Here is a 20,733-nt window from a genome sequence, read left to right as displayed (position 1 = left end):
TTTAAAAACGTTTGTAAGCCGCGATCAGTCATGATATGATCGCGTAGGTGTATTGGTGTGTGAACTGTTGGCTTGTGATCAATAATTTACAGATAAAAATGAACTTGAGCAATTGTTTTTGGTATTTTTATAATGCTTTAGAAAATCATCAGCGCCGGGATGACCGCTGCTTTTCACTGATGATGTGGTGTCGGGAATGTTAATAAAAATGCATATGTTATGGAACACAGCACGCATAACGATGAGCATCTTAACGAAGAGCGACCTCCAACCAATACCGGGGGAAAAGAGAAACAGACACCGGATGCGGAAAACCCCATTGTACTTTCCGGCCACCTTAAAGTAACACCGGTAGAAAAGAAGGCTGCCGGTATCCCCGCTGTCTTAGCCTCTTTTGCTGACCTGATCGAGGAAAACGCACTGTTCCGAGGGACCAAAGCGCTGTTCAGTATGAACCAGTTTGACGGGTTTGACTGCTCCAGCTGTGCCTGGCCTGATCCGGACGATGACCGGTCGCCCCTTGCGGAGTATTGTGAAAACGGCGCCAAGGCGCTGGCGGAGGAGGCCACCTCAAAAAAAGTCACCCCCGATTTTTTTACTAAAAACGCAGTGTACGATCTCTCACTGCTGGATGATTACCATATCGGGAAAATGGGCCGGCTGACCGATCCGGTGTATCTGCCCAAAGGAGGTACACATTACCAGCCTATCAGCTGGGAAGAGGCCTTCAGAAAAATCGCGGAACACTTCAACGCGCTGGTATCGCCCGATGAAGCGGCTTTTTATACTTCCGGCAGAACGAGCAACGAAGCTTCCTTTGTTTACCAGCTTTTTGCGAAGGCATATGGCACCAACAATATGCCGGACTGCTCCAATATGTGCCATGAAACCTCCGGCTCCGGCCTGCGTCCAACGATAGGGATCGGAAAAGGAACGGTAACGCTGGAAGATTTTTATGAGGCGGAGGTCATTATGATTATCGGGCAGAATCCCGGTACCAACTCACCCCGCATGATGAGCGCGCTGTCGAAATGCAAGGCCAACGGCGGGAAAATTATCGCTATTAACCCGTTGCCCGAAACAGGGCTCATGGGCTTTAAAGACCCGCAAAAAATAAAAGGCGTTCTCGAAGGGGTAAAACTGGCAGACCTCTACCTGCCTGTAAAAATCAACGGGGACATGGCTTTGCTGAAAGCCCTCGAAAAGCTGCTGCTGAACTTCGAAAAAGAAACGCCGGGCCAGGTGCTGGACCGCGCGTTTATCGAAGAAAAAACAACAGGGTTTCCGGAATTTGAAAAACAATTTGATCATTACGCCATAGCGGAACTGGCAGAGCACAGCGGCGTGCCTGTCACATTGTTGTACGAAGCAGCGCAAATGCTGAAGTCCCGAAAGAAGATCATCATCTGCTGGGGCATGGGAATTACACAGCAACCCAACGGCGTGGATATGGTCCGGGAAATGCTGAATATACTGCTCCTGAAGGGCAGCATCGGTATCAAAGGCGCCGGAGTATGCCCGGTACGCGGGCATAGTAATGTGCAGGGCAACAGGACCATGCTGATTGATGAGAAACCTACCGAAGAACAGCTGGACCGGCTGGAGCAATTCTATGGATTTAAAATGCCCCGAAAACACGGGTACGATGTGGTGAGAGCGATTAAGGCCATGCACGCGGGAAAAGTAAAGGTGCTGTTCTGCATGGGCGGAAACCTTCTTTCCGCTGCACCGGACACCACTTATACCGCCGATGCTTTAAGAAAACTGGACCTCCTGGTGTGCGTGTCTACCAAACTAAACCGCGGGCACCTGGTCCACGGGAAAGAATGTATTATTCTCCCCACTTATTCAAGGGCAGACCGTGATATAGTCAATGGCGAAGTACAAATCGTCAGCACGGAAAATTCAATGGGCGTTGTACAGTCTTCAAAAGGAGTATTGCAGCCAGTGTCGGACAATCTGCTCAACGAAACACAGATCGTATGCCGGATGGCCATGGCCACGTTGGGCAACAGGTCGGCGGTGAACTGGCAACGGTACCACGACAGTTACGATGCGGTGAGGGATGATATAGAGAAATGTATTCCCGGCTTTGAAAACTATAATGTACGGGTACGCCGCAAGGGCGGCTTTTATTTGCCGAATGCCGCGCGGGATGAGCAGCGCTTTGCTGAACAGTACGATTACCGCGCACCCTTTACGCTGACAGACATCCCGGTCAACAAGCTGGCGGATGATGAGTACCTCATGGCCACCACCCGTACGCATGACCAGTTTAATACCACCATTTATGGTCTTGATGACCGTTACCGGGGCATCCATCAGGAACGCCGGGTAATTTTTATGAACGAAAAGGACATTGCCAAAGCAGGTTTTAAAGCGGGGGACAAAGTGGACCTATTCAACTATGATGACGATACCGAAAGAGTAGCGCCCTTGTTTATCATTGTCCCATATCCTATTCCTGAAAAGAACACCATGACTTACTTTCCGGAGACAAATGTGCTGGTTTCCGTTAATAATGTCGTCAGGGAAAGTAATATGCCGGCTTCAAAATATGTAAAAATAAAAATCAGGAAACATCATCCTGATGTATAAATGCAAAGCAGTATATCTATGACGGAATCTCAGAATGTCCTTAACTACCAGGGGAACAATACCATATTCCTGGTATGGCTTTTTAAACCGCAGGTGGAAGTTAAAGCAGCGTTTATGCGCGTTTGCCGGCTATTTTGCCCCTTCCGCTACCTTTATTTCAGCGGTGGCAGACGGAGATATCTGATGGGAAAAACAAAAAGCATTTCCAGGGAATTGTCCATTACCTGGAAATGCATATCATTAAAGAAAACCTAGTTCCAGTTTAGCTTCTTCGCTCATCATTTCTTTGGTCCAGGGGGGATCAAAGGTAAGGTGTACGTCTACATCAGACACGCCTTCGATGTTGCGGACCTTTTCATCCACTTCACGGATGATATCGCCGGCCACCGGGCATCCGGGAGCGGTGAGCGTCATATCAATGCCAATGCGGTTGTTTTCCTTGATCTTGATAGCGTATACCAGTCCCAGTTCCCAGATGTTGACGGGGATTTCCGGGTCGTATACGGTTTTCAGCTGTTCTTCTATCTTTTCCCTTAATGCTTCTTCGCTCATGACTGGTTTGTTTTTGCCTGGTAGGCTACTGCATAAAGTTTCATCTGTTTGAGCATGCTCAGCAACCCGTTGGAGCGGGTGGGAGAGAGATGGCTGCTCAGGCCGATGTCATTGATAAAGTAGATGTCCGCGGAGGCGATCTCTTTGGGCGTGTGTCCGGAGAGCACGTAGATCATGAGGCTTACCAGCCCTTTGGTGATCACGGCGTCGCTGTCTCCGGTGAAATACAGTTTACCGTCTCTGAGTTCGGTGTGCAGCCACACGCGTGACTGGCAGCCCTTGATCAGGTTTTCCGGCGTCTTGTATTCTTCGGCAATGAGCGGCAGATCTTTGCCCAGCTGGATAATGTATTCATACTTATCCTCCCAGTTGCTCATTACTTCAAAGTCGGACTTTATTTCATCCTGTCTTTCGTTGATCGTCATAATAGTAGTCTCCTTTTACCGCAACATGGACACGGCCCGTTTGATGCCGGCTACCAGTTTATCGATATCCTCCTTTGTGTTGTAGAAGGTGAGTGATGCGCGAACGGTGCCGGGGATTTTAAATTCATCCATCAGTGGTTCGCAGCAGTGGTGTCCTGTTCTCACTGCAATCCCTTGCTGGTCCAGCAGTTCACCTAAGTCAAACGGGTGAATGTCATGTACCAGGAAGGAGATGGCGCCGCTTCTGCGGGCGGCATCGCCGATGAAGCGGATACCGTCTATCTGCCGCAGTTGTTCCAGCGCATAAGCCTGCAGTTGTTCTTCCCACTGCTGGATTTTGTCGGTGCCGGTCTGCTGCAGGTATCGGATCGCTGCCCCTAAACCGATGGCGCCTGCGATGTGCGGGGTGCCGGCTTCGAATTTATAGGGCAGTTCGTTATAGATGGTTTTAGCGAAGGTAACGGTCTTGATCATATCGCCGCCGCCCTGATAGGGAGGCAGTTTGTTCAGCCATTCGGTGGTACCGTACAGTACGCCGATGCCGGTAGGACCGTAAATTTTGTGTCCGGAGAAAACGAGGAAATCCACCTGCAGGGCTTGCACATCGATCGTCATATGCTGGATGGCCTGAGCGGCGTCCAGCAGTACGGGGATGTTACGGGCATGTGCCTGTGCGATGATGTCTTCTACCGGGTTGATGGTACCCATCGTATTGGAAACGTACGTTACTGCTACCATTTTCACCGTATCGTCCAGCAGGGTGGTGAACGCGTCCATTTTCAGTTCTCCCTTTTCATTGATGGGGATCACTTTCAGGGTAGCGCCGCTTTCCTCGCAGGCGATCTGCCAGGGCACGATGTTGGAGTGGTGTTCCATGGCGGAGATGATCACGCTGTCGCCTTTCTTCAGGAAACGGCGGCCCATGGTGTTGGCCACCAGGTTGATCCCGTCGGTGGTGCCTTTGGTGAAGATGACCTCATGGGTATGCGCTGCATTGATAAAGCCGGCTACAATTTCGCGGGCTTTCTCGTAGGCGTTGGTGGCTTCCTGGCTCAGGTGGTGAACGCCGCGGTGCACATTGCTGTTATATTCTTCGTAATACCGGGCTTCCGTTTCTATAACCGTCAGCGGCTTCTGCGTGGTAGCCCCGTTATCGAGGTATACCAGCGGTTTGCCGTGCACCAGTTCCTGCAGGATAGGGAAGTCCTTCCTGATCTGCTTTACGTCCAGGGCTGTGGTTTCTATGTTAGCAATATGTTCCATTGGATCGGTAATTAGTTGTTCATGATGGCGGCAATCTGTTCCTGCAGGTAATGTTGCAGGGCAGGTACCTTCACTTCGTCTGTAATATCATGGGAGAAGGCATTTACCATCAGTGCTTTGGCAGCATCTTCCCCGATACCGCGGGAGCGCAGGTAGAACATGGATTCTTCGCTGAACTGACCGGCGGTGAAACCGTGGCTGCATTTTACGTCGTCTGCGTAAATTTCCAGCTGTGGTTGGGAGTTGATATCTGCTTTGGCGCCCAGCAGCAGGTTGTTGTTCTGCTGGAAGGCGTTGGTTTTCTGCGCTTCCTGGTGTACCAGGATCCTGCCGGTGAAAACGCCGTTGGCGCTGTCGAGCAGTACCCCTTTGTACAGTTCGTTGCTGTTGCAGTTCGGCATGATGTGGTCCATAAAAGTATGGTTGTCTACATGCTGGCTGCCGTTGGCAATGTACAGGCCGTTCAGGTTCGTTTCCGTATAGCTGCCGTTGAGGGCCACGCTCAGGTTGTTGCGGGTGAACGGGGTGCCGGGCAGGGTAAAGTTGAAATGATGGTAACGGCTGTTGGCCTGTTGCTGGGCGGCGGTGGTGTGCACTTCCCGGAAGTGCTGGTCGCCCTGCTGGATATTGTAGTGCCACAGTTCCGCATTCTCCTCTATTACGGTTTCCAGCACGCTGTTGGCAAAAGCAGCAGCGTTGGTGTCCGGATGAACGGAGCTTTGGATAATGGTAGCGGCAGCATTTCTGTTCAGCACCCACAGGTGGCGGGGCTGAATAAAGGCATGCTGTGCGGCAGTGTATACATGAACGATATGTACCGGTTTGTCGATGACAGTGTTGGCGGCCAGTTCAATATACAGTCCGTCTGCGAAGAGGGCGGTATTGAGGGTCGCCAGCGATTCCTGGGCCAGATGGTGCTGTTTGTTGAACCATTTGGTGAAGCCAGGGGCCTGTGTATGGGCGCTGAGCGCGCCGATAGTGATGCCTTTGCCGGCGGGCAGTTCAGAGAGGTCTGCCTGCAGATGGCCGTTGACCAGCACAATGCGGTAGCAGTCCAGTTCCGGGATAGCCGCCTGGGCTACCACGGAGGCAGGTACGGTAGTGGTGGCGTACAACAGCTCATAGGGAAATTCCTTGAGGTAGCGTTGTATGTTGGAATAACGCCATGCTTCTGTTTTCAGGGTAGGAAGACCCATCACAGAGAAGCGGTCCAAAGCCTCCTGGCGGATGCCCTGCAGTTCGTCCTGCGCCTGGCAGGCCGATAATGCGTTCACATCAGTAGTTAACGCCTGGTAAAAAGGCAATGTAATATCACTCGTCATAATTGTATGCTTCTTATACTGATTCTTTCAAATGTAACTCTTCCTTCAGCCAGTCGTAGCCTCTTTCTTCCAGTTCCAGGGCCAGTTCCTTGGTGCCGGTTTTGATGATACGGCCGTTGTACAGTACGTGTACAAAGTCAGGCACGATGTACTCCAGCAGACGCTGGTAGTGGGTGATGACTACGAAAGATTTTTCTGCGTCGCGGAGTTTGTTAACGCCGTTGGAAACGATACGCAGTGCGTCGATGTCCAGACCGGAGTCTGTTTCGTCCAGGATGGCCAGCTGAGGGTCCAGCATCGCCAGTTGGAAGATTTCGTTGCGTTTCTTTTCACCACCGCTGAAACCTTCGTTCAGGGAGCGGTTCATCAGGTTAGCGTTAAAGTCTACCAGCTGCTGCTTCTCTTTGGTCAGTTTCAGGAAGTCACGGCCTTCGATGGTAGGCAGGCCTTTATAGGTCCTGATTTCATTGAGGGCTGTTTTCAGAAAGTTCAGGTTGGATACGCCCGGGATTTCAACAGGATATTGAAAAGCCAGGAATACGCCTTCACGCGCGCGGTCTTCGGGAGACAGGTCCAGCAGGTTTTTACCGTTGAACCATACTTCCCCTTCGGTCACAGTATAGTTATCACGGCCAGCGAGCACGGAGGCCAGCGAGCTTTTGCCGGAGCCGTTGGGGCCCATGATGGCATGTGTTTCGCCTTTACCTATTTCGAGGTTAATGCCTTTCAGAATTTGTTTCCCTTCTACTTCTGCGTGCAGATTTTTAATCGTCAGCATGATTGTTTTATTTCGTTCTGTATGTAGTTAATTGGATAAGCGAATTATCCAACGCTTCCTTCAAGTGTGATAGATAATAATTTCTGTGCTTCCACGGCAAATTCCATGGGGAGCTGGTTCAGTACTTCCTTCACGTAACCGTTTACGATCAGGGCCACGGCTTTTTCCGTATCGATGCCACGGGCGTTCAGATAGAAGATCTGGTCTTCCCCGATTTTGGAGGTAGTGGCTTCGTGTTCGATCATCGCGGTTTTATTGCGGGATTCGATATACGGGAAAGTGTGGGAGCCGCAATCGTTGCCGATCAGCAGGGAGTCGCACTGGGTAAAGTTACGGGCGTTGTCGGCACGCGGGCCAACGGCCACCAGTCCGCGGTAGCTGTTATCGCCTCTGCCGGCGGAGATACCTTTGGAAATGATACGGCTTTTGGTGCCTTTACCGATGTGGTGGATTTTGGTACCGGTGTCAGCGATCTGTTTGTTACGCACTACTGCTACGGAGTAGAATTCGCCCTCGGAGTAGTCACCCTGCAGGATCACGCTGGGATATTTCCAGGTGATGGCGGAGCCGGTTTCTACCTGTGTCCAGGAGATCTTGCTGGCGTTGCCTTTACAGATGCCTCTTTTGGTCACGAAGTTGTAGATACCGCCTTTACCGTCTTTATCGCCGGGGTACCAGTTCTGTACGGTAGAGTATTTGATTTCCGCGTGGTCCAGGGCTACGAGTTCCACTACTGCGGCGTGCAGCTGGTTTTCATCGCGCATGGGAGCGGTACAGCCTTCCAGGTAGCTCACATAGCTGCCTTCGTCGGCGATGATCAGCGTACGTTCGAACTGGCCGGTGTTCTGAGCGTTGATACGGAAGTAGGTGCTCAGTTCCATCGGGCAGCGTACGCCTTTCGGAATATAGGTGAAAGAGCCGTCAGAAAACACAGCGGAGTTCAGCGCGGCGAAAATGTTGTCAGAGTGTGGTACTACGGTACCGAGGTATTTTTTTACAAGGTCAGGATATTCCTGTACCGCTTCCCCGAAAGAGCAGAAGATAACGCCCATCTCTTTCAGTTTGCCTTTGAAGGTGGTGGCTACGGACACGCTGTCAAACACGGCGTCTACGGCCACACCGGTCAGCGCCTTCTGTTCGTTGAGCGGAATACCCAGCTTTTCAAAAGTGGCCAGCAGTTCCGGGTCCACTTCGTCGAGGCTGTTCAGTTGTTTTTTCTTTTTGGGAGCGGCATAATAGGAGAGGGCCTGCAGGTCCAGCTCCGGCATTTCAAAGTGCTGCCAGGAGGGGAACTGCATTTTCCTGAAGGCGGCAAAACCTTTCAGACGCCATTCCAGCAGCCATTCCGGTTCATTCTTTTTAGCGGAAATAAAGCGGATGATATCTTCATTCAGCCCCGGAGGAGCGATATCCATTTCAATATCGGTGGTAAAGCCAAACTCGTACTCCTTATTGGCTATATCATCTATTATTTCGTTACTGTTCATCATACGATTTTGATATTTATACCGCGAAGCTTTCGCCGCAGCTGCATGTTCTCGTTGCATTCGGGTTGTTGAAGAAGAGGCCTTTGCCATTCAGGCCGTCGGAGTAGTCCAGTTCTGTACCATACAGGTAAAGCAGGCTTTTCATCTGTACGACTACCTTTACGCCTTTGTCTTCAAATACCTGGTCTCCTTCCTGTTCTTCTGTCTCAAACTTCATCACATATTCAAGGCCGGAGCAACCGCCGCCTTTCACACCCACTCTTACAAAAGTACCGGGGGCATGATGTTCTGTCTCCATCAGCGTCTTAATATATGCTCCTGCTTTTTCTGAAACGGTTATCATAATTCAGAATTTTTAGATTGATACGGCTGTACTAGTGGTTCAGCTCGCTGCTCCTGCTGTCACATGTGACTGGGCAGCGCAGAGCAGGGAAACCATCATATCCAGCTTGGTTTTATAAAATGCAGTAAACCCGCTGGTCTGCGGGTCATAAAGATTATTTTTCAGGACAGGCAGAGAGTAGGGCAGTACCCAGGCTCTCAATGCTTTCGCCACGGCATCCATGGCGTTGATCCCCTGCATGGCCTGTGTGCCGTCGGCCCAGGAGAGCAAAGCTACAACCTTTCCGGTTAAATATGGCCGTTGGTGCTTGCTTGTCAGCTCCAGCCAGTCTAAACTGTTTTTCATCGCCCCTGTCATGCTGCCATGATATAATGGCGTCATCCAGATCTGAAGGTCCGCTTTACAGAACGCCTCACACATAGCTGCCACACTCTCCGGCTTTTTAGCCGCTTCTGACATCGAAAAGAAAGGTATCTGCTTCTCGGCCAGGCTGAAAATCTCGGTCGGTAACCCCTTCTCTGTTAAGGCTTCTGACAGGTAAGCTGCCAGCCTGTTAGAGGTAGCTTCAGGGCGTGTGTCAGTGGCGCCATTAAATATGAGTACGTTCATTAATACCTAAGATTTAGAGATTTAAGAGATTATGAGATTTAAGGGTGACGAAAATGCGCTCAAAATCATCTTAATCTCAAATTTCTTTTTTTTAGCTCCCACAAAATTACGACATTTGAGAATAAAACAAGTATTAACTTGGAAAAATAAGCCTATACAGAGTAAGTTTGTCAATCGGCCACCTCCCGCATACTACCCAAAACGACCTAAAACAACCAGAAAAATTAAGTTTTAGACATAAACTTAGACATAATGTTTACTTACAGTAATGGTTACATCTACTTTTCGATGTACTGCGATGACGACCGGGCAAGGGTAGCTATCGGCGAAAAGATCGACAAAGATAATTATGCTGCAGGACAATTCCCACAAGCCGCAAAAACAAAGATGATAAGAATTGAACATGTTGTAAATGAACATGTTAACTATTGTCGTGCTGTTAAAAGCCTACTGTTAAAGAGGGATGTGGAAGACAAGGTTAATGAAGTGCTTGGGAAGCAGAAAAAGGGGAAAGCAGGCAATTTTATGGATGACTGGAATCTTATGATTGAAGGAATGAGATCAGGGGACATCCTTATTAAAAAGACCAAAAAGAGATACTCTCCCGGGACAATAGAGCGATATATGGATAACGCGAAGCGCATGTCTAAATATATTGAAGATAAATTAATGATTGCCCGCTATGAAAAAGTGAATGAAAAATGGGTAAACGGCCTATATGTGTGGGCTAACCAGCAGAACTATGCGAAAAACACCACCGCCCTCCTTATGGCCCAGTTCCGCGCCTTCCTGACGTACACTTATGACGAAGGGAGACATAGGAATGAAATATTTAAAAAAAGCATTATGTACTTCTCTCGCGAGGAAGTTGATGCTGTCGCACTCACAGAGGATGAAATTTCAAGGGTTTACAACTTGAATCTTGAAGGGCCAAAAGAGCGAGCACGGGACATTTTTGTCTTTGGATGCTACGTGGGTCTGCGGGTAGAGGATCTTAATCGTATCAACAACTACAAACTAGTAAACGATCATTTCGAATTTCTCACAGACAAATCTGACAAGAAGGTTAAAATTCCCATGCACTGGATGGCAAGGAAGATTTACCAAAAGTATAACAGTAAGCTGCCTGTGTATGGCTGTGGTAGTTCTTTGGGGCACCATCTTTCTGATATTTGCAAAAGAGCTGAAATTAACGAACCGGTATTGATAGTTAGCACAAAGGGAGGTGTTACCAGCGGTAATTATTACGCCAAATACGAACTGGTTTCCCCCCATACTATGCGCCGCACCCTGGCAACTAATGCCGTCCTCGCTGGAATCCCCGATAGGGAAGTCATGTTAATAACAGGACATTCCAGCGTGGACAGCTTTAGCCGGTATGTTAAAATTTCCGATGAAATGAAGCTGCAGCTTCTGAAGTCGAGATCATGGTTTAAAGATCCTCTACAAACTGAACCATCCGCCCACGATGGTAAATAAACACCTTTCTTCCCCTTTCATCGGTGCCGCCTCCGCCACTTGGTGAAAGGGGTTTGTAATGATATCCCTGCTGCAATCCGTTATGCCGGTATTTCTGTAGTGATCGCTTTGTGAATGGTAATTCTGCCAGCAGCTTGTCTTCGGTGATCCACTCACAGGTTGAAAAATTGGTGATATTCAATAATTCCTTGGCTATGGCTTTTGCCAACACGTTTGTTTCCTTACTCATACTTCACGTTTTCTCCCTCACAGGGGTTATTTATAGTATTCTTTTCTAAACTGTTTGAAGGTCTTCAAAGACACTCCTGGATTGTCAACCCGATAAACCAGCGTCCGGATGTAGTATTCCATGTACGGACCCAGTACCTTCAGTTTCTCTTCCGGGGCGTACCTGTTATAGCAGGTGATCACGGTCCAGTTTCGGATTACACACAGGACATTCGGATAGCTGGATAGTACATAGGTTCCCTCTCCATGCTTCTTGTATTTTTCTATAAGGGCCGGATCATTTAGGATCTTCCGGGCTGCAGTGGGAGGGATGTTCATTATCCGCTCCCGGTACCGGTCCACAGCATGTTGGCTTACTGTTAATACCGCAGGTGTGTATGATAGGATCGTTTTGATCTGGTTGATCCGGTTCGTTAGCCGGTACCGCTGGTCCAGCAGCAGATGGAGTTCTGTTTTTAGTTCCGCACGTTCGTCTTTCATCACATCGTATTTTGTTATGCAATAATTACCTGGTACCTGTCCCGCAGACACGGGTCCTGCTGGGAGCGGAAGGATATGTATAATCCCTCCGCTGTCTCACGCTTTTCGTCCATCACAGTGCCGCATTCGTGGTTGTGCTTCGTTTTAAACCAGTCGCCGGCAGCTGCCTTGGCGGCGAAGTAGTCAGCATGCTGGTGTATCACTGGTGGTTTGTTCTCCTTCTTCATTTTCTCTTCCTCCTTTTTCTGCCAGCTGGACCAGCAGTTTTTTAATTTGTTCTTCTTGGCGGCCGATTTGCTCCTGCGCATGGTGGAGCTGTATGTGCAACTTCAGATTTTCTTTCTGTAGGTCTACTACAGCAGGTGGTTTCATGTTGTATTTATTCCAAAAATCCAGGGACGGGTTTGGGATCTCACACCATGCAAAGAAAAAATCAATATTTGGGAAGTCGTCGTCGGTCATTGAGCCGCAATATGGTGGGCAGCCATCACCTTTATACCACCACAAGGCCGGCTGTATATCCTCCGGCAGACCCTCGTTGATTAGGTGAAAAGTAATTTCGTTTACTGGCTTATTCATATTTCCCGCCCTCCTTAGCGGCACTTTTTATTAACCATTAATGTCTTTATCAGGGATCAATAGTACAATCCTGGATGCCATAGCCCAGGCAATAGCCGCAAAACCTCGTAAAACAGGGTCCCAGCATCTGGGATCAATATTAGCGTGTCCTATGGCAGGTGCGGCGTAGATTAATATTGTCAAAACAGAAAACATATACAGACGCCTCACGGCTGGACGCCTTTTAAGCTGCTTGTCATTGTACATCCTGTCCGCCCTCCTGTGCGGGTGGTAGTGGTTGCCATGCTGTTATTGGAAGTGGGCTGCTCCAATAACCATCACATTTATCACATTCAACCTCCTGATAGAATCCGGGACGCAGCCATACTACACCCTTTTCTGCATCTTCTTCCGTGTACGGAAACCATTCGGGATTATAGTCGTCCCAATCTTCCCATTCTACTGTTTTGAAGTGTTCCGGGAAGTAGTAGCATATGACGCGGTGCTTCCCGTTAAGGCAAAGTACTGGATACACTTTACCATCTATCGCTTCCGGCACCCTCTCCGCTACCGGTATCCACCTTTGCTGCGCTTCGGCCCACTCGGCACCGGCGATGAACCTCCTGTCTAATTCTGCTCCATGTTCGTATCCATCTGATATACTAAATGAAGTAGCTGCCTGCTGTTTCTGTTCAAGTGTTGTCATTTTTATCAATTTTCAGGTTTACATTTTTTAATGTACTGTTTCAGTTCATTTTGAGCCTTGACGTACGCGAGGCGTAGCTTGTGGAAATTCTCATCATTTATATCTTCCCATGAGCTATAGCCATTGAAGCAGTAGTCAAATCCCTCTGCGTCGATTTTGTAGAGCAATAGCTCTTTGTCTTCATGTGTCATTTCGCTTTCAGTTTTTCGAGTGAGTTAATAATCTGCTGTTCGGTGAAGCCGGTCCAGTGCGACCAGTGGGCTATGTTTGACTTTACGTCGTTGATAAAGTAGTCCACAGATACCATTCCTGAAACATAGTCGTATTCCCTGATGAAGAATCGGTAAGCGAACATCTGTGCTATATCCTTGGCGGCTGAAATCATATCACAGTCATGCAATATTGTTCCATATTCATCAGGCTCAGAGTGATCGTATAGAATATCTAATATTTTTTCAGTCATGTCGCCCGGCCCCCTTCTCCTTTTTCAGTTTTATGCGGAACCCATATTTGCCGGAACCGCCTTGTTGTAGAATGTCCCCTTCTGTTACCGTTGCCAAGATGGCGCCCCTGGTTTGCAGCCGGAACGTTGCTTTGTTCTGGTCCTTCCTGGATCTCCAGGTGATTGGTTTAGTGTTCATTGCTACCGGCCTCCTTGGCGGCGCTTTTTAGTTTATAAGTTTTTGTATACTTCTCGTATAAGATAGCCCGTCATGTATGCGTAAGCCTCTTCAGACCCTTCGTTTAGGCACAATCCCATGTCGTTGAAGGTTTGGGCGACCGCATGTAACACCTCGTGCGTCAGGGTGCCAATGTCGTCAGCGTTGTCCGGGTAATACCTCAATCTGACCAAACAAAACATATCGTCTTGAACTACAAGGCATTTCCCCGCCCCCTTCAGTGACATCCCGTTATGATATTGCAATCCATGCCTATTTAGCGCTTGCTCCAACTGGCCATCTGTCTGTTCGAAAGAGAAAAACACAGCGTAAGGATACACTACCATCGGAACAACGAGGCTTTTTAGCTTAACAATCATAGTACTTTAGTTAGTGAGGCATTCCCATTTTCTCCCCCGTCCAGTCGTGGAACCGGCTGGGCCATGAATCTATGCGGTTGTCGATGCACAGTAAGGGATGTGCGATTGCGTTGTGTATGAAAAACCAGAATTTCTTAGTCATAGTTTTTATTTTTTTTGTTTACAACTAGGCTCGTCAACAGTCCCCATAGCATACGCATATTTTTGCTTTTGAGGATAATATGTTATCTGCCCTACATCAGGTATTACCTTTATGCATCCACAATGAGGGCATTTGAAGAACCATTTAAACTGATGATCCCATTCATGATGCTGTATGCTACTCATCATTATCGGCCTCCTGTTCCGGTTGAAGTGCTTTTTCAATATCAATGTTATGTGCCCTTGCCCAAAACCTTATAGCATCAGACAAAACTTTCATTGGCTCTTTGTTGATGAATATAGTACCCATTAGGTCTATTCTCCACTTGCCGCTGTTTTTGCTTACATATCCACCATTTGCAGGTTTATACGAAATGGTAATGGCTCGCTTCTGCGTTTTGGCAACCGCCTCCAATGCTTTCCACATAGTCTTATAGGCTTCAGCTGGGACATCCTCATCCTCTACCTTTGGGATGGGGACAGTATATACCATAGGTTCACATGCTTTCATCGTCTGCCGCCTCCTTGTCGGCTTCCGGGATAAGACCGCGGTCAATCAACCACTGGTCTATTACTTTTCCGTCGCTCTCTACTTCATATAATACGTCGGATACCTCTTTTTTTATCCATTCGACGGCGATGCGTGCATGTACAACATAGCCATCAACGATAAGGTGCCAGTTTTTTACATAAGAATCATGGCTCCAACCGTTATCTTCCTTATCCTTATACTTATTGTATAGTTGGAATGAAACGGGGTGTTTTTGGGCTGCCATTTCATCCGCTATCTGGCGAATCAGGGTTTCGTGCTTATTCATAAATACTTGGTGTTACTGTTACAAAAGGTTCACCTTTTGGGCGCTTTCCGTCTACGTAGGTGAGATGACAACGGATTTCCTTTGATCCGTATTCGTAGATAGTTTTCAGCCCAAAGAATTTACAGATGCGGGCCGCCTGTGCGTAGTAGTTGCCCCTCATTCCCTTGGTGAAAATTCCGATCTTTTTAAAATGGCCATACGGGAAAAACTCCTGCATGAATCGCGTCAGCAGCCCGGGATCTTTGCCGCCCAGTCTTAATTCTTCTGCGGTTGGCTTATTCATAAATACTTTTGTTTAAGCGCTTCCGTGTGTTTGTCAATCATTTCCTTTTCTTCTTCGTCTGCATCACTGTACCCGTAGTACTCTTTAAATTCCTTTTCGTTACAGAATGGGCAGCCGACTTCTCCGCCGCCATACAGTTTGCCATCTTCGAATTTATCCAGATCCCACAGATAACCATCAATGCAGGTAGCATCAGGATACGAGGCTCCAAAAAATGGGAACTCTGGACATTGTTTCAGCTTATTCATTGGTTTGGTCCTCCTTGTCCGCCATGCGTTGTAATCGATCAATTTCTGCGGCGATGAGTGCGCCAGCCTTTGCTAATTCGTGGATACGGTTGTTTGATGGCTTAAAACCATCATTTTCCCCGCCTATCCATGGCCATCCCATAGGGGGGAAATTGTAAGCTGGCCTGTAAATAGGCGACATGCAATAGCACATAGCTGCATCAGCCAACTCCCCAGCTTCATGTCTATCATCATGATGCTCGTGATAGCCCTCTATGTTTATTTGCCGTTTCCGTTCTTCGGCAATGATTTCTACTCCTGTTTTCATTTTTCTCCGGCCTCCCTGCCGGTTGTTTTGTTGATTTATTTCGCCGGCAGCCACTTTTTCAGCGCCGCTATCTTCTTTTCGTGGGTAGCGATAGCTCTGGCGGCGATCATGGCGGCCTTTTGCTCGGCGGCTTCCCGTGATTGGTGCCAGTGGTTCGTTCCTATGTATGCGGTGCGACGGGACCAGTCCTCTATTACCTTAACGCCCGGAGGATCATGTTTTACGAGCTCACACTCCACGATACCCCGTGTTTCGAGCCACTTTGTTACAAATACTGTCTTCATGTGAAAAAGGTGCCGGTAACCGACCGGCGGCGGGCTTAAAGTTCTGTTTTAGGGATCGCCCTATGTAGGTTTAATTTCTCATATTTTCTGTACGTATCCGTCTTGGCCTGAGCGATGATGTTGTTAAATTCCAATCCTGTTAGTGTTACTGATGCTTCTTCTCCAGACTTTTGCTCCCTGTAAATGTGAAAGTGTTCCAATAATTGACAATGCAGATATTCAATCGGTGCTGGCTCAAGTCCTTCCCATGAATTGTCCATTTTACTTACCGGGTGCCGGAGCCGGTGCGGTTTAATTCTTTCATAAATTGTTTAATCTCCTGCCTCAACTTGTATCCATTCAGCTCACCTGCAAGAAACCGGGCGCAGACCTCCCGAATATGTGCCAGTTGGGTGGCTTCATCAGGTGTTGTGTTCCGCGGCGCCGGCTCCAGGATGTAAAGCAGTACGTGCTGTCCCACCTGCTTAAATCCAAAGTCGCCGGTGATGAAGCAGCCGCCTACCTTGTTCACCTTGCCATCCGGCAGGTTTTCGTTTACTGCATCTCCCAGGTGAAAAACATCCGTCCGGTACTGTTTTTTGGTGTCGACGTCCTGCCATACGGCATAAGTATCGGTTCTGTTCTGTTCGAACGTCACGAACTTTAACGTCGCACCCTTCAATTCGTAAGCATCCCGGTAGTCGGTCTGGCCGTCAACGATCGGCTGGTGATCTCCCTGTTTGTCGTGCGGTACTTTTAACTTTTCCATGTGTTTTTTTATGTAAAGTTACTGTGATGAAATTTCTGTTTTTTACGGGTTGCCGTAGGCGTTTAAATATTCTGCCAGTAAACTTTTTCTGCGTTACGGCTTCCCGTAAAAAATTGCCCTGGCCGTTACATAATTTTGACTCATGAAATACACACTTATATCAGTCGATCAGCTCCCCGGGCTTTCAGTTGGCGGCCCCGGAGGGAGTATAAAACACTACACCTTTAAACTCACTTTCCGCGTAAGAAGGTTATGGGGATTATACAACCCCCTGGTGGTTAAATTTGCCTTTGCTCACCACGACCAGTTAAAGCTCGAAGAATACTGGAGTCTACGAATCGGCGAAACTTATATCTACTGGCAAAGCTTTATCGATGGTGACGTTGTTTATGTAGAGTAATGGTTAGCTGGGTGTCTACCCGGCTGTTTTATCATCTTCGTAGTCTATGTCGTATTCATCCTTTCCCAGCAGCACTACTTCATTGCCCACCCTTAAAGCCCGGATGTCCAGCTGCGCGACGGCGTCACAATCGTTGAGGTAGTTCCCCAAATCTTCCAATACAGGGGCAAGAGATGATAGCGCCCGCTGTAATGTCGATTCATTTCGGGTAATAATCTCATCCATCGTGGATCTGTGCTCATCTCTCTCCATAGTGTACTTATGGTGCCGCATTTCTGTTTGCAGAGCTGCTATTCTGGCATTTGCCCACTGAATATTATTGCAGGCCAGTATGATTTTTTCGCTCGTGGAGGCGCTATCATCTGAAATTTGTAGTTCGATACTCATAGTTTCTTGTTTTTATACCGTCTTACGGGGCGGCGGGTGAGTTACTTTGAAAATACCTGATTCTCCGGTTTGCATTCCGGGCAGTACTGTTCCAGTTGCTCCCTGATTCTTCTCCATGATTGTCTATGTCCAGCACCTAAAGAACCTATTATCCATTCTTCCACCTTGTCCAGTGTAGCAATAGGATCAGTTGCCGCGCGGGCGCACTTGTCGTATTCGGCTTTCCAGCCTGACCCCTCTGGGTGCTGTTCGATAATGCTGGGTGTTTTTCTGTTGTTGCTCATATTATTGGTTGCCCTCCGGGCCGGTTTAAACTTTTTGATGTGAAATTTGTTGTGGTTAAAAAAGCGTATGGCAAACTATCCTAAAACAACTCGTATCAAAATGCATCTCGGACTTTTACTTGTAGATACCGATCTTACGGTTTATGACGATAATTATAACAGGACTGGACGATTGTTTTACCTAGAAGTGGTAGATCCCAAGATGAAATTTACATTTATCAAGAAGTCAGATGGCGAACCATTTGAGCTCGCTAATGGTGATGTCCCCAATAATTTAGAAAGAGATCTTCTTTCGCAGTTGGAAATATTATTTCGTACAGATAAACACCTATTTGAACAGACCCAGCTCCCTTTGTAGTCGTTCCTCCGCCTCTGCGATCGTCTCCGGGTTCAACTCAAACCCTATGAAGTTCCGTTGCAGCTTCCGGGCGACCAGCGCAGTAGTGCCGGCACCGCTATACGGGTCAAGCACCACTCCGTCAGGCGGGCACCCAGCGAGGATGCAGATATGTGGCAGTTCTTCAGGGAAGGTGGCGCAATGATTCCCCTGATAGTTGGCGCCGGACATTACCCATACCGATCTTCTATTGGCACCCGAATCAATCCTTATGGCATCCTGATTGAAATAGTACTTTTGGGATTTGGTCAAGAGGAAAATATACTCGTGACTTTTTGTACACCTGTCTTTTGTTGGCTCCGGCATCGGGTTGGGCTTGCTCCAGATGATGTCCTGCCGCAGGTACCAGCCGTCGGCCCGGAGTGCAAAGGCCAACATCCACGGGATGCCCACCAGATCTTTCCGTTTCAGACTACCGGTAACCTTATTGATCTGATCTTTGCAGGCTATGTGGTGGGCTTTGCCAGTAATTAATCCACCGGTTACCTGCTCTTCCGTCCTTTGCCGGGAAATGCTGGCGTAGCTGTCCCCGATGTTCAGCCAGAGTGTCCCGTCTCTCCGCAACACCCGGCGAACCTCCCGGAATACTTCTACCTGCCGGGTCACAAACGCCTCGGGAGTCTCTTCCTGTCCAAACTGCCAAACGACACCGTAATCTCTCAGGCCCCAATACGGAGGGCTAGTCACGCAGCAGTGGACAGATTCGTCCGGCAGCTGACGCAGGCCTTGCAGGCAGTCGATGTTGTATATTTTATTCAGCTCCATAAATCAATTTTTCGAGTTCTGTAATTATTCGCATATCCCCCACGTACCCATGCAGGAGGGGACATCCTTCTGGTCTGTCTCTGCGAACAGATCGTATTTGCTACCACCTCTCAATGTCTTAGACCATTCCCGCACATCCGAAATCCGAGGTATTTCTCCCGGTGGCCTTCCCGGCAGGATACCTGCCGGGAACCATGAGCGGCCTAATTTGTTTTCCCACTGTTCCAGCTTATCCCAAGCCCACTGTTCCAACGTACGCAGCTGGTGTTTGTTGGCATGTATACAGGGGTAGCACCCTACACGGTTTACACCTCCGATAGTATATAGAGGGTTCGGCGGCACTCCTTTCTCTTTCAGATACTGAAAGATATCGGCTTCCGTCTCGTACAACAGAGGCAATACTTCAAGACAAGAGAAATAACTATTCCATGCAAATGGCATCCGCTTTGACCTGTTTACACTTTCTCCCGCGCGGATGCCGACGAACATTACAATCGGCCGGAGATCATTAGCAAACTGCCACAGAAACCGTGAGATCGGCCATAGTTTTACCCACTCGGTACAAAACTGGGCTTTAGTACTGGGTGCCCTTTTCTTCCAGAGCATCATGTCCATGAATGGGTTGCCAGTAGGTTCAATGCCGCGGTCTTTCAATTTTTCCCTGAAGTCCGCCTGAATGATATTTACAGGAGGTCCGCCGGCCATGATATGCAGGTTGCGTACGTAGTTCACCGTTACCGGATGCTCATTGCCAGTGTCGGCAAACACCGGAATGAAATCGTGGCCGTATGTTTCGACCATTAGGCAGTACAGTGCTGTACTATCCTTTCCACCGCTAACGCTGCAAATTCTTATCTCATTCATTTTATACCTCCTTTATTTCGATATTATGCACATTTTTCATCAGGCGTCTTCTCTTCAAATATTCCTGCGTCCGGAAGCCTTTCGCGTCCTCCACGACCTGCAGGCTGGTTGTACAATCGATGTAGACGAAGTCGGCGATGTACTTAAGGGAGTGGGTGCCGCCGTCGTTCAGTTCGAAAGCAACCTGCCGGCGTAGGTCGCGGATCAGGCCGGCGCGTTCCATAAGCCGCAGGGTGCTGTACCGGGCCGCTTCCTTCGCGGAATCGAACCAGATGCCGTCAACCTCAGTCCTGTTGTTCCCATACTTCGATTTCTTCGGTGCGTCCTCCTGTTCCTCCAACTCCCGGATCGCCTCCGCGTTTAAACCTGCCACGGTAGAATTTTTGAGCTCTTTCAGCGTAATACTTGCCTTCGATTTCCTTTTCATCTGGTGCGATTGTGATTGTGTATGTTTTGTCCTGCAGGTGGTGGGTGCTGGTCCAGTAGAGCAGTATCCGGTCGCGGTGCTCGTCGTCTCGGTACTCTTCGTGGCCCGTGAGATGGTCTCCGATATGGAGATTTACAGTGCCTTTCATTGCCCTACTTGCCATTTCGAGGCAGCTTAAACCCTAATAATTCAGAAGCTTTGCTGTTTTCCTCAACCCATATCAAATTGCAATGTGTGCAGGCGGGTACCATTTCGTCGGTATTAAGAAGCCTTTCTACTGTCGTCTTGCCGCGTTTATGGTGCATTCCTGTTGCACGTCCTTGGCAGCCGGGCGCCTTAATCTCACACTCCTTGCCCTGCCAAAGCGGTTTCGTGATCCTGTAATACTCACGGTTTATCGCGGCCCGCTTGTCGCTGAACGGCTTTATCTTCTTCACTTTCTTTTCCTTTACCGGCTTGCCCTCGTTTTTGATGCGGCGCCGGTATTCCAGGTAAGATTCCATACTTCACAGA

At 48.5% G+C, this 20,733-nt stretch carries 33 protein-coding genes; 4 read left to right on the top strand and 29 right to left on the bottom strand.

What is annotated here, in order from left to right; genetic code table 11:
* Positions 1 to 219: 219 nt before the first annotated feature.
* Positions 220 to 2,598, top strand: a complete 2,379-nt coding sequence (locus B5D63_RS20020) for an FdhF/YdeP family oxidoreductase (protein WP_078670622.1) — start codon at positions 220 to 222, stop codon at positions 2,596 to 2,598.
* 240 nt (positions 2,599 to 2,838) lie between these two features.
* On the opposite strand, the gene B5D63_RS20010 is transcribed toward B5D63_RS20020, so the two are convergent.
* From B5D63_RS20010 to B5D63_RS19975, 8 genes are read right to left on the bottom strand one after another with little or no spacing between them, the layout of a single operon-like run.
* A complete protein-coding gene (locus B5D63_RS20010) occupies positions 2,839 to 3,150 on the bottom strand; it encodes a DUF59 domain-containing protein (protein ID WP_078670620.1) in 312 nt (103 codons plus the stop codon).
* The gene (locus B5D63_RS20005) at positions 3,147 to 3,575 is read right to left on the bottom strand and encodes a SufE family protein (protein ID WP_078670619.1); all 429 of its coding nucleotides are present in this window, start codon (positions 3,573 to 3,575) and stop codon (positions 3,147 to 3,149) included. The genes B5D63_RS20010 and B5D63_RS20005 overlap by 4 nt, the downstream gene beginning before the upstream one ends.
* Positions 3,576 to 3,590: 15 nt before the next feature.
* On the bottom strand, positions 3,591 to 4,838 hold the full coding sequence (locus tag B5D63_RS20000) for an aminotransferase class V-fold PLP-dependent enzyme (protein ID WP_078670618.1): 1,248 nt from the start codon (positions 4,836 to 4,838) through the stop codon (positions 3,591 to 3,593).
* An 11-nt stretch (positions 4,839 to 4,849) separates the two neighbouring features.
* Positions 4,850 to 6,160 (bottom strand): Fe-S cluster assembly protein SufD, encoded by a 1,311-nt coding sequence (gene sufD, locus B5D63_RS19995; protein WP_078670617.1) that lies wholly within the window; start codon positions 6,158 to 6,160, stop codon positions 4,850 to 4,852.
* 13 nt (positions 6,161 to 6,173) lie between these two features.
* Complete coding sequence (sufC, locus tag B5D63_RS19990) at positions 6,174 to 6,938, bottom strand: Fe-S cluster assembly ATPase SufC (RefSeq protein WP_078670616.1); 765 nt, start codon at positions 6,936 to 6,938, stop codon at positions 6,174 to 6,176.
* A gap of 44 nt (positions 6,939 to 6,982) precedes the next feature.
* Complete coding sequence (gene sufB / locus B5D63_RS19985; RefSeq protein ID WP_078670615.1) at positions 6,983 to 8,428, bottom strand: Fe-S cluster assembly protein SufB; 1,446 nt, start codon at positions 8,426 to 8,428, stop codon at positions 6,983 to 6,985.
* A 13-nt stretch (positions 8,429 to 8,441) separates the two neighbouring features.
* A complete protein-coding gene (locus B5D63_RS19980) occupies positions 8,442 to 8,768 on the bottom strand; it encodes a HesB/IscA family protein (RefSeq protein ID WP_078670614.1) in 327 nt (108 codons plus the stop codon).
* A gap of 39 nt (positions 8,769 to 8,807) precedes the next feature.
* Positions 8,808 to 9,377, bottom strand: a complete 570-nt coding sequence (locus tag B5D63_RS19975; RefSeq protein WP_078670613.1) for an NADPH-dependent FMN reductase — start codon at positions 9,375 to 9,377, stop codon at positions 8,808 to 8,810.
* 252 nt (positions 9,378 to 9,629) lie between these two features.
* On the opposite strand from B5D63_RS19975, the gene B5D63_RS19970 reads away from it, so the two are divergent.
* Positions 9,630 to 10,856 (top strand): tyrosine-type recombinase/integrase, encoded by a 1,227-nt coding sequence (locus B5D63_RS19970; protein WP_078670612.1) that lies wholly within the window; start codon positions 9,630 to 9,632, stop codon positions 10,854 to 10,856.
* Here the strand turns inward: B5D63_RS19970 and xisR are convergent.
* The 14 genes from xisR to B5D63_RS19875 all read right to left on the bottom strand — a co-directional run bounded on the left by xisR (position 10,810) and on the right by B5D63_RS19875 (position 16,696).
* Positions 10,810 to 11,085 (bottom strand): excisionase family protein, encoded by a 276-nt coding sequence (gene xisR / locus B5D63_RS19965; RefSeq protein ID WP_078670611.1) that lies wholly within the window; start codon positions 11,083 to 11,085, stop codon positions 10,810 to 10,812. The two genes, B5D63_RS19970 and xisR, sit on opposite strands and share 47 nt — an antisense overlap.
* 26 nt (positions 11,086 to 11,111) lie before the next feature.
* Positions 11,112 to 11,564 carry a hypothetical protein gene (locus B5D63_RS19960; protein ID WP_078670610.1) on the bottom strand — a complete coding sequence of 151 codons (453 nt, stop codon included), beginning with the start codon at positions 11,562 to 11,564 and terminating at the stop codon, positions 11,112 to 11,114.
* Between the two features lie 14 nt (positions 11,565 to 11,578).
* A complete protein-coding gene (locus B5D63_RS19955; RefSeq protein WP_078670609.1) occupies positions 11,579 to 11,791 on the bottom strand; it encodes a hypothetical protein in 213 nt (70 codons plus the stop codon).
* Positions 11,748 to 12,143, bottom strand: a complete 396-nt coding sequence (locus B5D63_RS19950) for a hypothetical protein (protein ID WP_078670608.1) — start codon at positions 12,141 to 12,143, stop codon at positions 11,748 to 11,750. The genes B5D63_RS19955 and B5D63_RS19950 overlap by 44 nt, the downstream gene beginning before the upstream one ends.
* A 235-nt stretch (positions 12,144 to 12,378) precedes the next feature.
* The gene (locus B5D63_RS19940; RefSeq protein WP_143313008.1) at positions 12,379 to 12,828 is read right to left on the bottom strand and encodes a hypothetical protein; all 450 of its coding nucleotides are present in this window, start codon (positions 12,826 to 12,828) and stop codon (positions 12,379 to 12,381) included.
* 187 nt (positions 12,829 to 13,015) lie between these two features.
* Positions 13,016 to 13,213, bottom strand: coding sequence for a hypothetical protein (locus tag B5D63_RS19930; RefSeq protein WP_143313007.1), 198 nt, complete (start codon positions 13,211 to 13,213; stop codon positions 13,016 to 13,018).
* Between the two features lie 664 nt (positions 13,214 to 13,877).
* Positions 13,878 to 14,009 (bottom strand): hypothetical protein, encoded by a 132-nt coding sequence (locus tag B5D63_RS35595; RefSeq protein ID WP_262488161.1) that lies wholly within the window; start codon positions 14,007 to 14,009, stop codon positions 13,878 to 13,880.
* A gap of 177 nt (positions 14,010 to 14,186) precedes the next feature.
* Entirely contained in the window at positions 14,187 to 14,501 is a 315-nt protein-coding gene (locus B5D63_RS19910) for a hypothetical protein (RefSeq protein WP_078670600.1), read from the bottom strand.
* Positions 14,502 to 14,505: 4 nt separating this feature from the next.
* A complete protein-coding gene (locus B5D63_RS19905) occupies positions 14,506 to 14,826 on the bottom strand; it encodes a hypothetical protein (RefSeq protein WP_078670599.1) in 321 nt (106 codons plus the stop codon).
* A complete protein-coding gene (locus tag B5D63_RS19900) occupies positions 14,819 to 15,109 on the bottom strand; it encodes a hypothetical protein (protein WP_078670598.1) in 291 nt (96 codons plus the stop codon). Before B5D63_RS19900 ends, B5D63_RS19905 begins: the two co-directional genes overlap by 8 nt.
* Complete coding sequence (locus B5D63_RS19895; RefSeq protein ID WP_078670597.1) at positions 15,106 to 15,357, bottom strand: hypothetical protein; 252 nt, start codon at positions 15,355 to 15,357, stop codon at positions 15,106 to 15,108. The genes B5D63_RS19900 and B5D63_RS19895 overlap by 4 nt, the downstream gene beginning before the upstream one ends.
* Positions 15,350 to 15,664: a hypothetical protein gene (locus tag B5D63_RS19890; protein ID WP_078670596.1), complete on the bottom strand. Its 315-nt coding sequence runs from the start codon at positions 15,662 to 15,664 to the stop codon at positions 15,350 to 15,352. The genes B5D63_RS19895 and B5D63_RS19890 overlap by 8 nt, the downstream gene beginning before the upstream one ends.
* A gap of 35 nt (positions 15,665 to 15,699) precedes the next feature.
* Positions 15,700 to 15,948: a hypothetical protein gene (locus B5D63_RS19885; RefSeq protein WP_078670595.1), complete on the bottom strand. Its 249-nt coding sequence runs from the start codon at positions 15,946 to 15,948 to the stop codon at positions 15,700 to 15,702.
* 265 nt (positions 15,949 to 16,213) lie between these two features.
* Positions 16,214 to 16,696 (bottom strand): hypothetical protein, encoded by a 483-nt coding sequence (locus B5D63_RS19875; protein ID WP_078670593.1) that lies wholly within the window; start codon positions 16,694 to 16,696, stop codon positions 16,214 to 16,216.
* Between the two features lie 142 nt (positions 16,697 to 16,838).
* On the opposite strand from B5D63_RS19875, the gene B5D63_RS19870 reads away from it, so the two are divergent.
* Positions 16,839 to 17,096, top strand: a complete 258-nt coding sequence (locus B5D63_RS19870) for a hypothetical protein (protein ID WP_078670592.1) — start codon at positions 16,839 to 16,841, stop codon at positions 17,094 to 17,096.
* A 15-nt stretch (positions 17,097 to 17,111) separates the two neighbouring features.
* On the opposite strand, the gene B5D63_RS19865 is transcribed toward B5D63_RS19870, so the two are convergent.
* Positions 17,112 to 17,483: a hypothetical protein gene (locus tag B5D63_RS19865; RefSeq protein ID WP_078670591.1), complete on the bottom strand. Its 372-nt coding sequence runs from the start codon at positions 17,481 to 17,483 to the stop codon at positions 17,112 to 17,114.
* 41 nt (positions 17,484 to 17,524) lie between these two features.
* Entirely contained in the window at positions 17,525 to 17,767 is a 243-nt protein-coding gene (locus B5D63_RS19860; RefSeq protein WP_078670590.1) for a hypothetical protein, read from the bottom strand.
* Between the two features lie 67 nt (positions 17,768 to 17,834).
* On the opposite strand from B5D63_RS19860, the gene B5D63_RS19855 reads away from it, so the two are divergent.
* Entirely contained in the window at positions 17,835 to 18,125 is a 291-nt protein-coding gene (locus B5D63_RS19855; RefSeq protein WP_078670589.1) for a hypothetical protein, read from the top strand.
* On the opposite strand, the gene B5D63_RS19850 is transcribed toward B5D63_RS19855, so the two are convergent.
* Genes B5D63_RS19850 through B5D63_RS19835 form a run of 5 tightly spaced genes read right to left on the bottom strand, consistent with a single transcriptional unit; the run spans position 18,096 to position 20,723 of the window.
* Positions 18,096 to 18,929 carry a DNA-methyltransferase gene (locus B5D63_RS19850; RefSeq protein WP_078670588.1) on the bottom strand — a complete coding sequence of 278 codons (834 nt, stop codon included), beginning with the start codon at positions 18,927 to 18,929 and terminating at the stop codon, positions 18,096 to 18,098. The genes B5D63_RS19855 and B5D63_RS19850 overlap by 30 nt on opposite strands.
* Positions 18,930 to 18,953: 24 nt before the next feature.
* Positions 18,954 to 19,793: a phosphoadenosine phosphosulfate reductase family protein gene (locus tag B5D63_RS19845; RefSeq protein ID WP_078670587.1), complete on the bottom strand. Its 840-nt coding sequence runs from the start codon at positions 19,791 to 19,793 to the stop codon at positions 18,954 to 18,956.
* A gap of 1 nt (position 19,794) precedes the next feature.
* Entirely contained in the window at positions 19,795 to 20,166 is a 372-nt protein-coding gene (locus B5D63_RS19840; RefSeq protein WP_200817053.1) for a DUF1064 domain-containing protein, read from the bottom strand.
* Complete coding sequence (locus B5D63_RS35320; protein ID WP_200817052.1) at positions 20,078 to 20,383, bottom strand: hypothetical protein; 306 nt, start codon at positions 20,381 to 20,383, stop codon at positions 20,078 to 20,080. The genes B5D63_RS19840 and B5D63_RS35320 overlap by 89 nt, the downstream gene beginning before the upstream one ends.
* On the bottom strand, positions 20,373 to 20,723 hold the full coding sequence (locus B5D63_RS19835) for a hypothetical protein (RefSeq protein ID WP_078670585.1): 351 nt from the start codon (positions 20,721 to 20,723) through the stop codon (positions 20,373 to 20,375). The genes B5D63_RS35320 and B5D63_RS19835 overlap by 11 nt, the downstream gene beginning before the upstream one ends.
* Positions 20,724 to 20,733: the final 10 nt, after the last annotated feature.

Origin of the sequence: Chitinophaga eiseniae, from assembly GCF_900167135.1 — a bacterium.
GTDB classification, from domain to species: Bacteria; Bacteroidota; Bacteroidia; order Chitinophagales; family Chitinophagaceae; genus Chitinophaga; species Chitinophaga eiseniae.
Note: the sequence above shows the minus strand (reverse complement) of the source record. Positions and strands in the feature narration are given on the sequence as shown.

Coding starts and splice junctions, on each gene's coding strand:
- sufB (WP_078670615.1), bottom strand. CDS start 8,428: ATGATGAACAGTAACGAAATAATAGATGATATAGCCAATAAGGAGTAC.
- B5D63_RS19865 (WP_078670591.1), bottom strand. CDS start 17,483: ATGAGTATCGAACTACAAATTTCAGATGATAGCGCCTCCACGAGCGAA.
- B5D63_RS19870 (WP_078670592.1), top strand. CDS start 16,839: ATGAAATACACACTTATATCAGTCGATCAGCTCCCCGGGCTTTCAGTT.
- B5D63_RS35595 (WP_262488161.1), bottom strand. CDS start 14,009: ATGACTAAGAAATTCTGGTTTTTCATACACAACGCAATCGCACATCCC.
- B5D63_RS19960 (WP_078670610.1), bottom strand. CDS start 11,564: ATGAAAGACGAACGTGCGGAACTAAAAACAGAACTCCATCTGCTGCTG.
- xisR (WP_078670611.1), bottom strand. CDS start 11,085: ATGAGTAAGGAAACAAACGTGTTGGCAAAAGCCATAGCCAAGGAATTA.
- B5D63_RS19875 (WP_078670593.1), bottom strand. CDS start 16,696: ATGGAAAAGTTAAAAGTACCGCACGACAAACAGGGAGATCACCAGCCG.
- B5D63_RS19980 (WP_078670614.1), bottom strand. CDS start 8,768: ATGATAACCGTTTCAGAAAAAGCAGGAGCATATATTAAGACGCTGATG.
- sufC (WP_078670616.1), bottom strand. CDS start 6,938: ATGCTGACGATTAAAAATCTGCACGCAGAAGTAGAAGGGAAACAAATT.
- B5D63_RS19845 (WP_078670587.1), bottom strand. CDS start 19,793: ATGAATGAGATAAGAATTTGCAGCGTTAGCGGTGGAAAGGATAGTACA.
- B5D63_RS19950 (WP_078670608.1), bottom strand. CDS start 12,143: ATGAATAAGCCAGTAAACGAAATTACTTTTCACCTAATCAACGAGGGT.
- B5D63_RS19885 (WP_078670595.1), bottom strand. CDS start 15,948: ATGAAGACAGTATTTGTAACAAAGTGGCTCGAAACACGGGGTATCGTG.
- B5D63_RS19890 (WP_078670596.1), bottom strand. CDS start 15,664: ATGAAAACAGGAGTAGAAATCATTGCCGAAGAACGGAAACGGCAAATA.
- B5D63_RS19895 (WP_078670597.1), bottom strand. CDS start 15,357: ATGAATAAGCTGAAACAATGTCCAGAGTTCCCATTTTTTGGAGCCTCG.
- sufD (WP_078670617.1), bottom strand. CDS start 6,160: ATGACGAGTGATATTACATTGCCTTTTTACCAGGCGTTAACTACTGAT.
- B5D63_RS35320 (WP_200817052.1), bottom strand. CDS start 20,383: ATGGCAAGTAGGGCAATGAAAGGCACTGTAAATCTCCATATCGGAGAC.
- B5D63_RS19835 (WP_078670585.1), bottom strand. CDS start 20,723: ATGGAATCTTACCTGGAATACCGGCGCCGCATCAAAAACGAGGGCAAG.
- B5D63_RS20000 (WP_078670618.1), bottom strand. CDS start 4,838: ATGGAACATATTGCTAACATAGAAACCACAGCCCTGGACGTAAAGCAG.
- B5D63_RS19905 (WP_078670599.1), bottom strand. CDS start 14,826: ATGAATAAGCACGAAACCCTGATTCGCCAGATAGCGGATGAAATGGCA.
- B5D63_RS20020 (WP_078670622.1), top strand. CDS start 220: ATGGAACACAGCACGCATAACGATGAGCATCTTAACGAAGAGCGACCT.
- B5D63_RS19900 (WP_078670598.1), bottom strand. CDS start 15,109: ATGAATAAGCCAACCGCAGAAGAATTAAGACTGGGCGGCAAAGATCCC.
- B5D63_RS19850 (WP_078670588.1), bottom strand. CDS start 18,929: ATGGAGCTGAATAAAATATACAACATCGACTGCCTGCAAGGCCTGCGT.
- B5D63_RS19910 (WP_078670600.1), bottom strand. CDS start 14,501: ATGGTATATACTGTCCCCATCCCAAAGGTAGAGGATGAGGATGTCCCA.
- B5D63_RS19855 (WP_078670589.1), top strand. CDS start 17,835: ATGGCAAACTATCCTAAAACAACTCGTATCAAAATGCATCTCGGACTT.
- B5D63_RS19975 (WP_078670613.1), bottom strand. CDS start 9,377: ATGAACGTACTCATATTTAATGGCGCCACTGACACACGCCCTGAAGCT.
- B5D63_RS19860 (WP_078670590.1), bottom strand. CDS start 17,767: ATGAGCAACAACAGAAAAACACCCAGCATTATCGAACAGCACCCAGAG.
- B5D63_RS19955 (WP_078670609.1), bottom strand. CDS start 11,791: ATGAAGAAGGAGAACAAACCACCAGTGATACACCAGCATGCTGACTAC.
- B5D63_RS20005 (WP_078670619.1), bottom strand. CDS start 3,575: ATGACGATCAACGAAAGACAGGATGAAATAAAGTCCGACTTTGAAGTA.
- B5D63_RS19970 (WP_078670612.1), top strand. CDS start 9,630: ATGTTTACTTACAGTAATGGTTACATCTACTTTTCGATGTACTGCGAT.
- B5D63_RS19930 (WP_143313007.1), bottom strand. CDS start 13,213: ATGATTTCAGCCGCCAAGGATATAGCACAGATGTTCGCTTACCGATTC.
- B5D63_RS19940 (WP_143313008.1), bottom strand. CDS start 12,828: ATGACAACACTTGAACAGAAACAGCAGGCAGCTACTTCATTTAGTATA.
- B5D63_RS20010 (WP_078670620.1), bottom strand. CDS start 3,150: ATGAGCGAAGAAGCATTAAGGGAAAAGATAGAAGAACAGCTGAAAACC.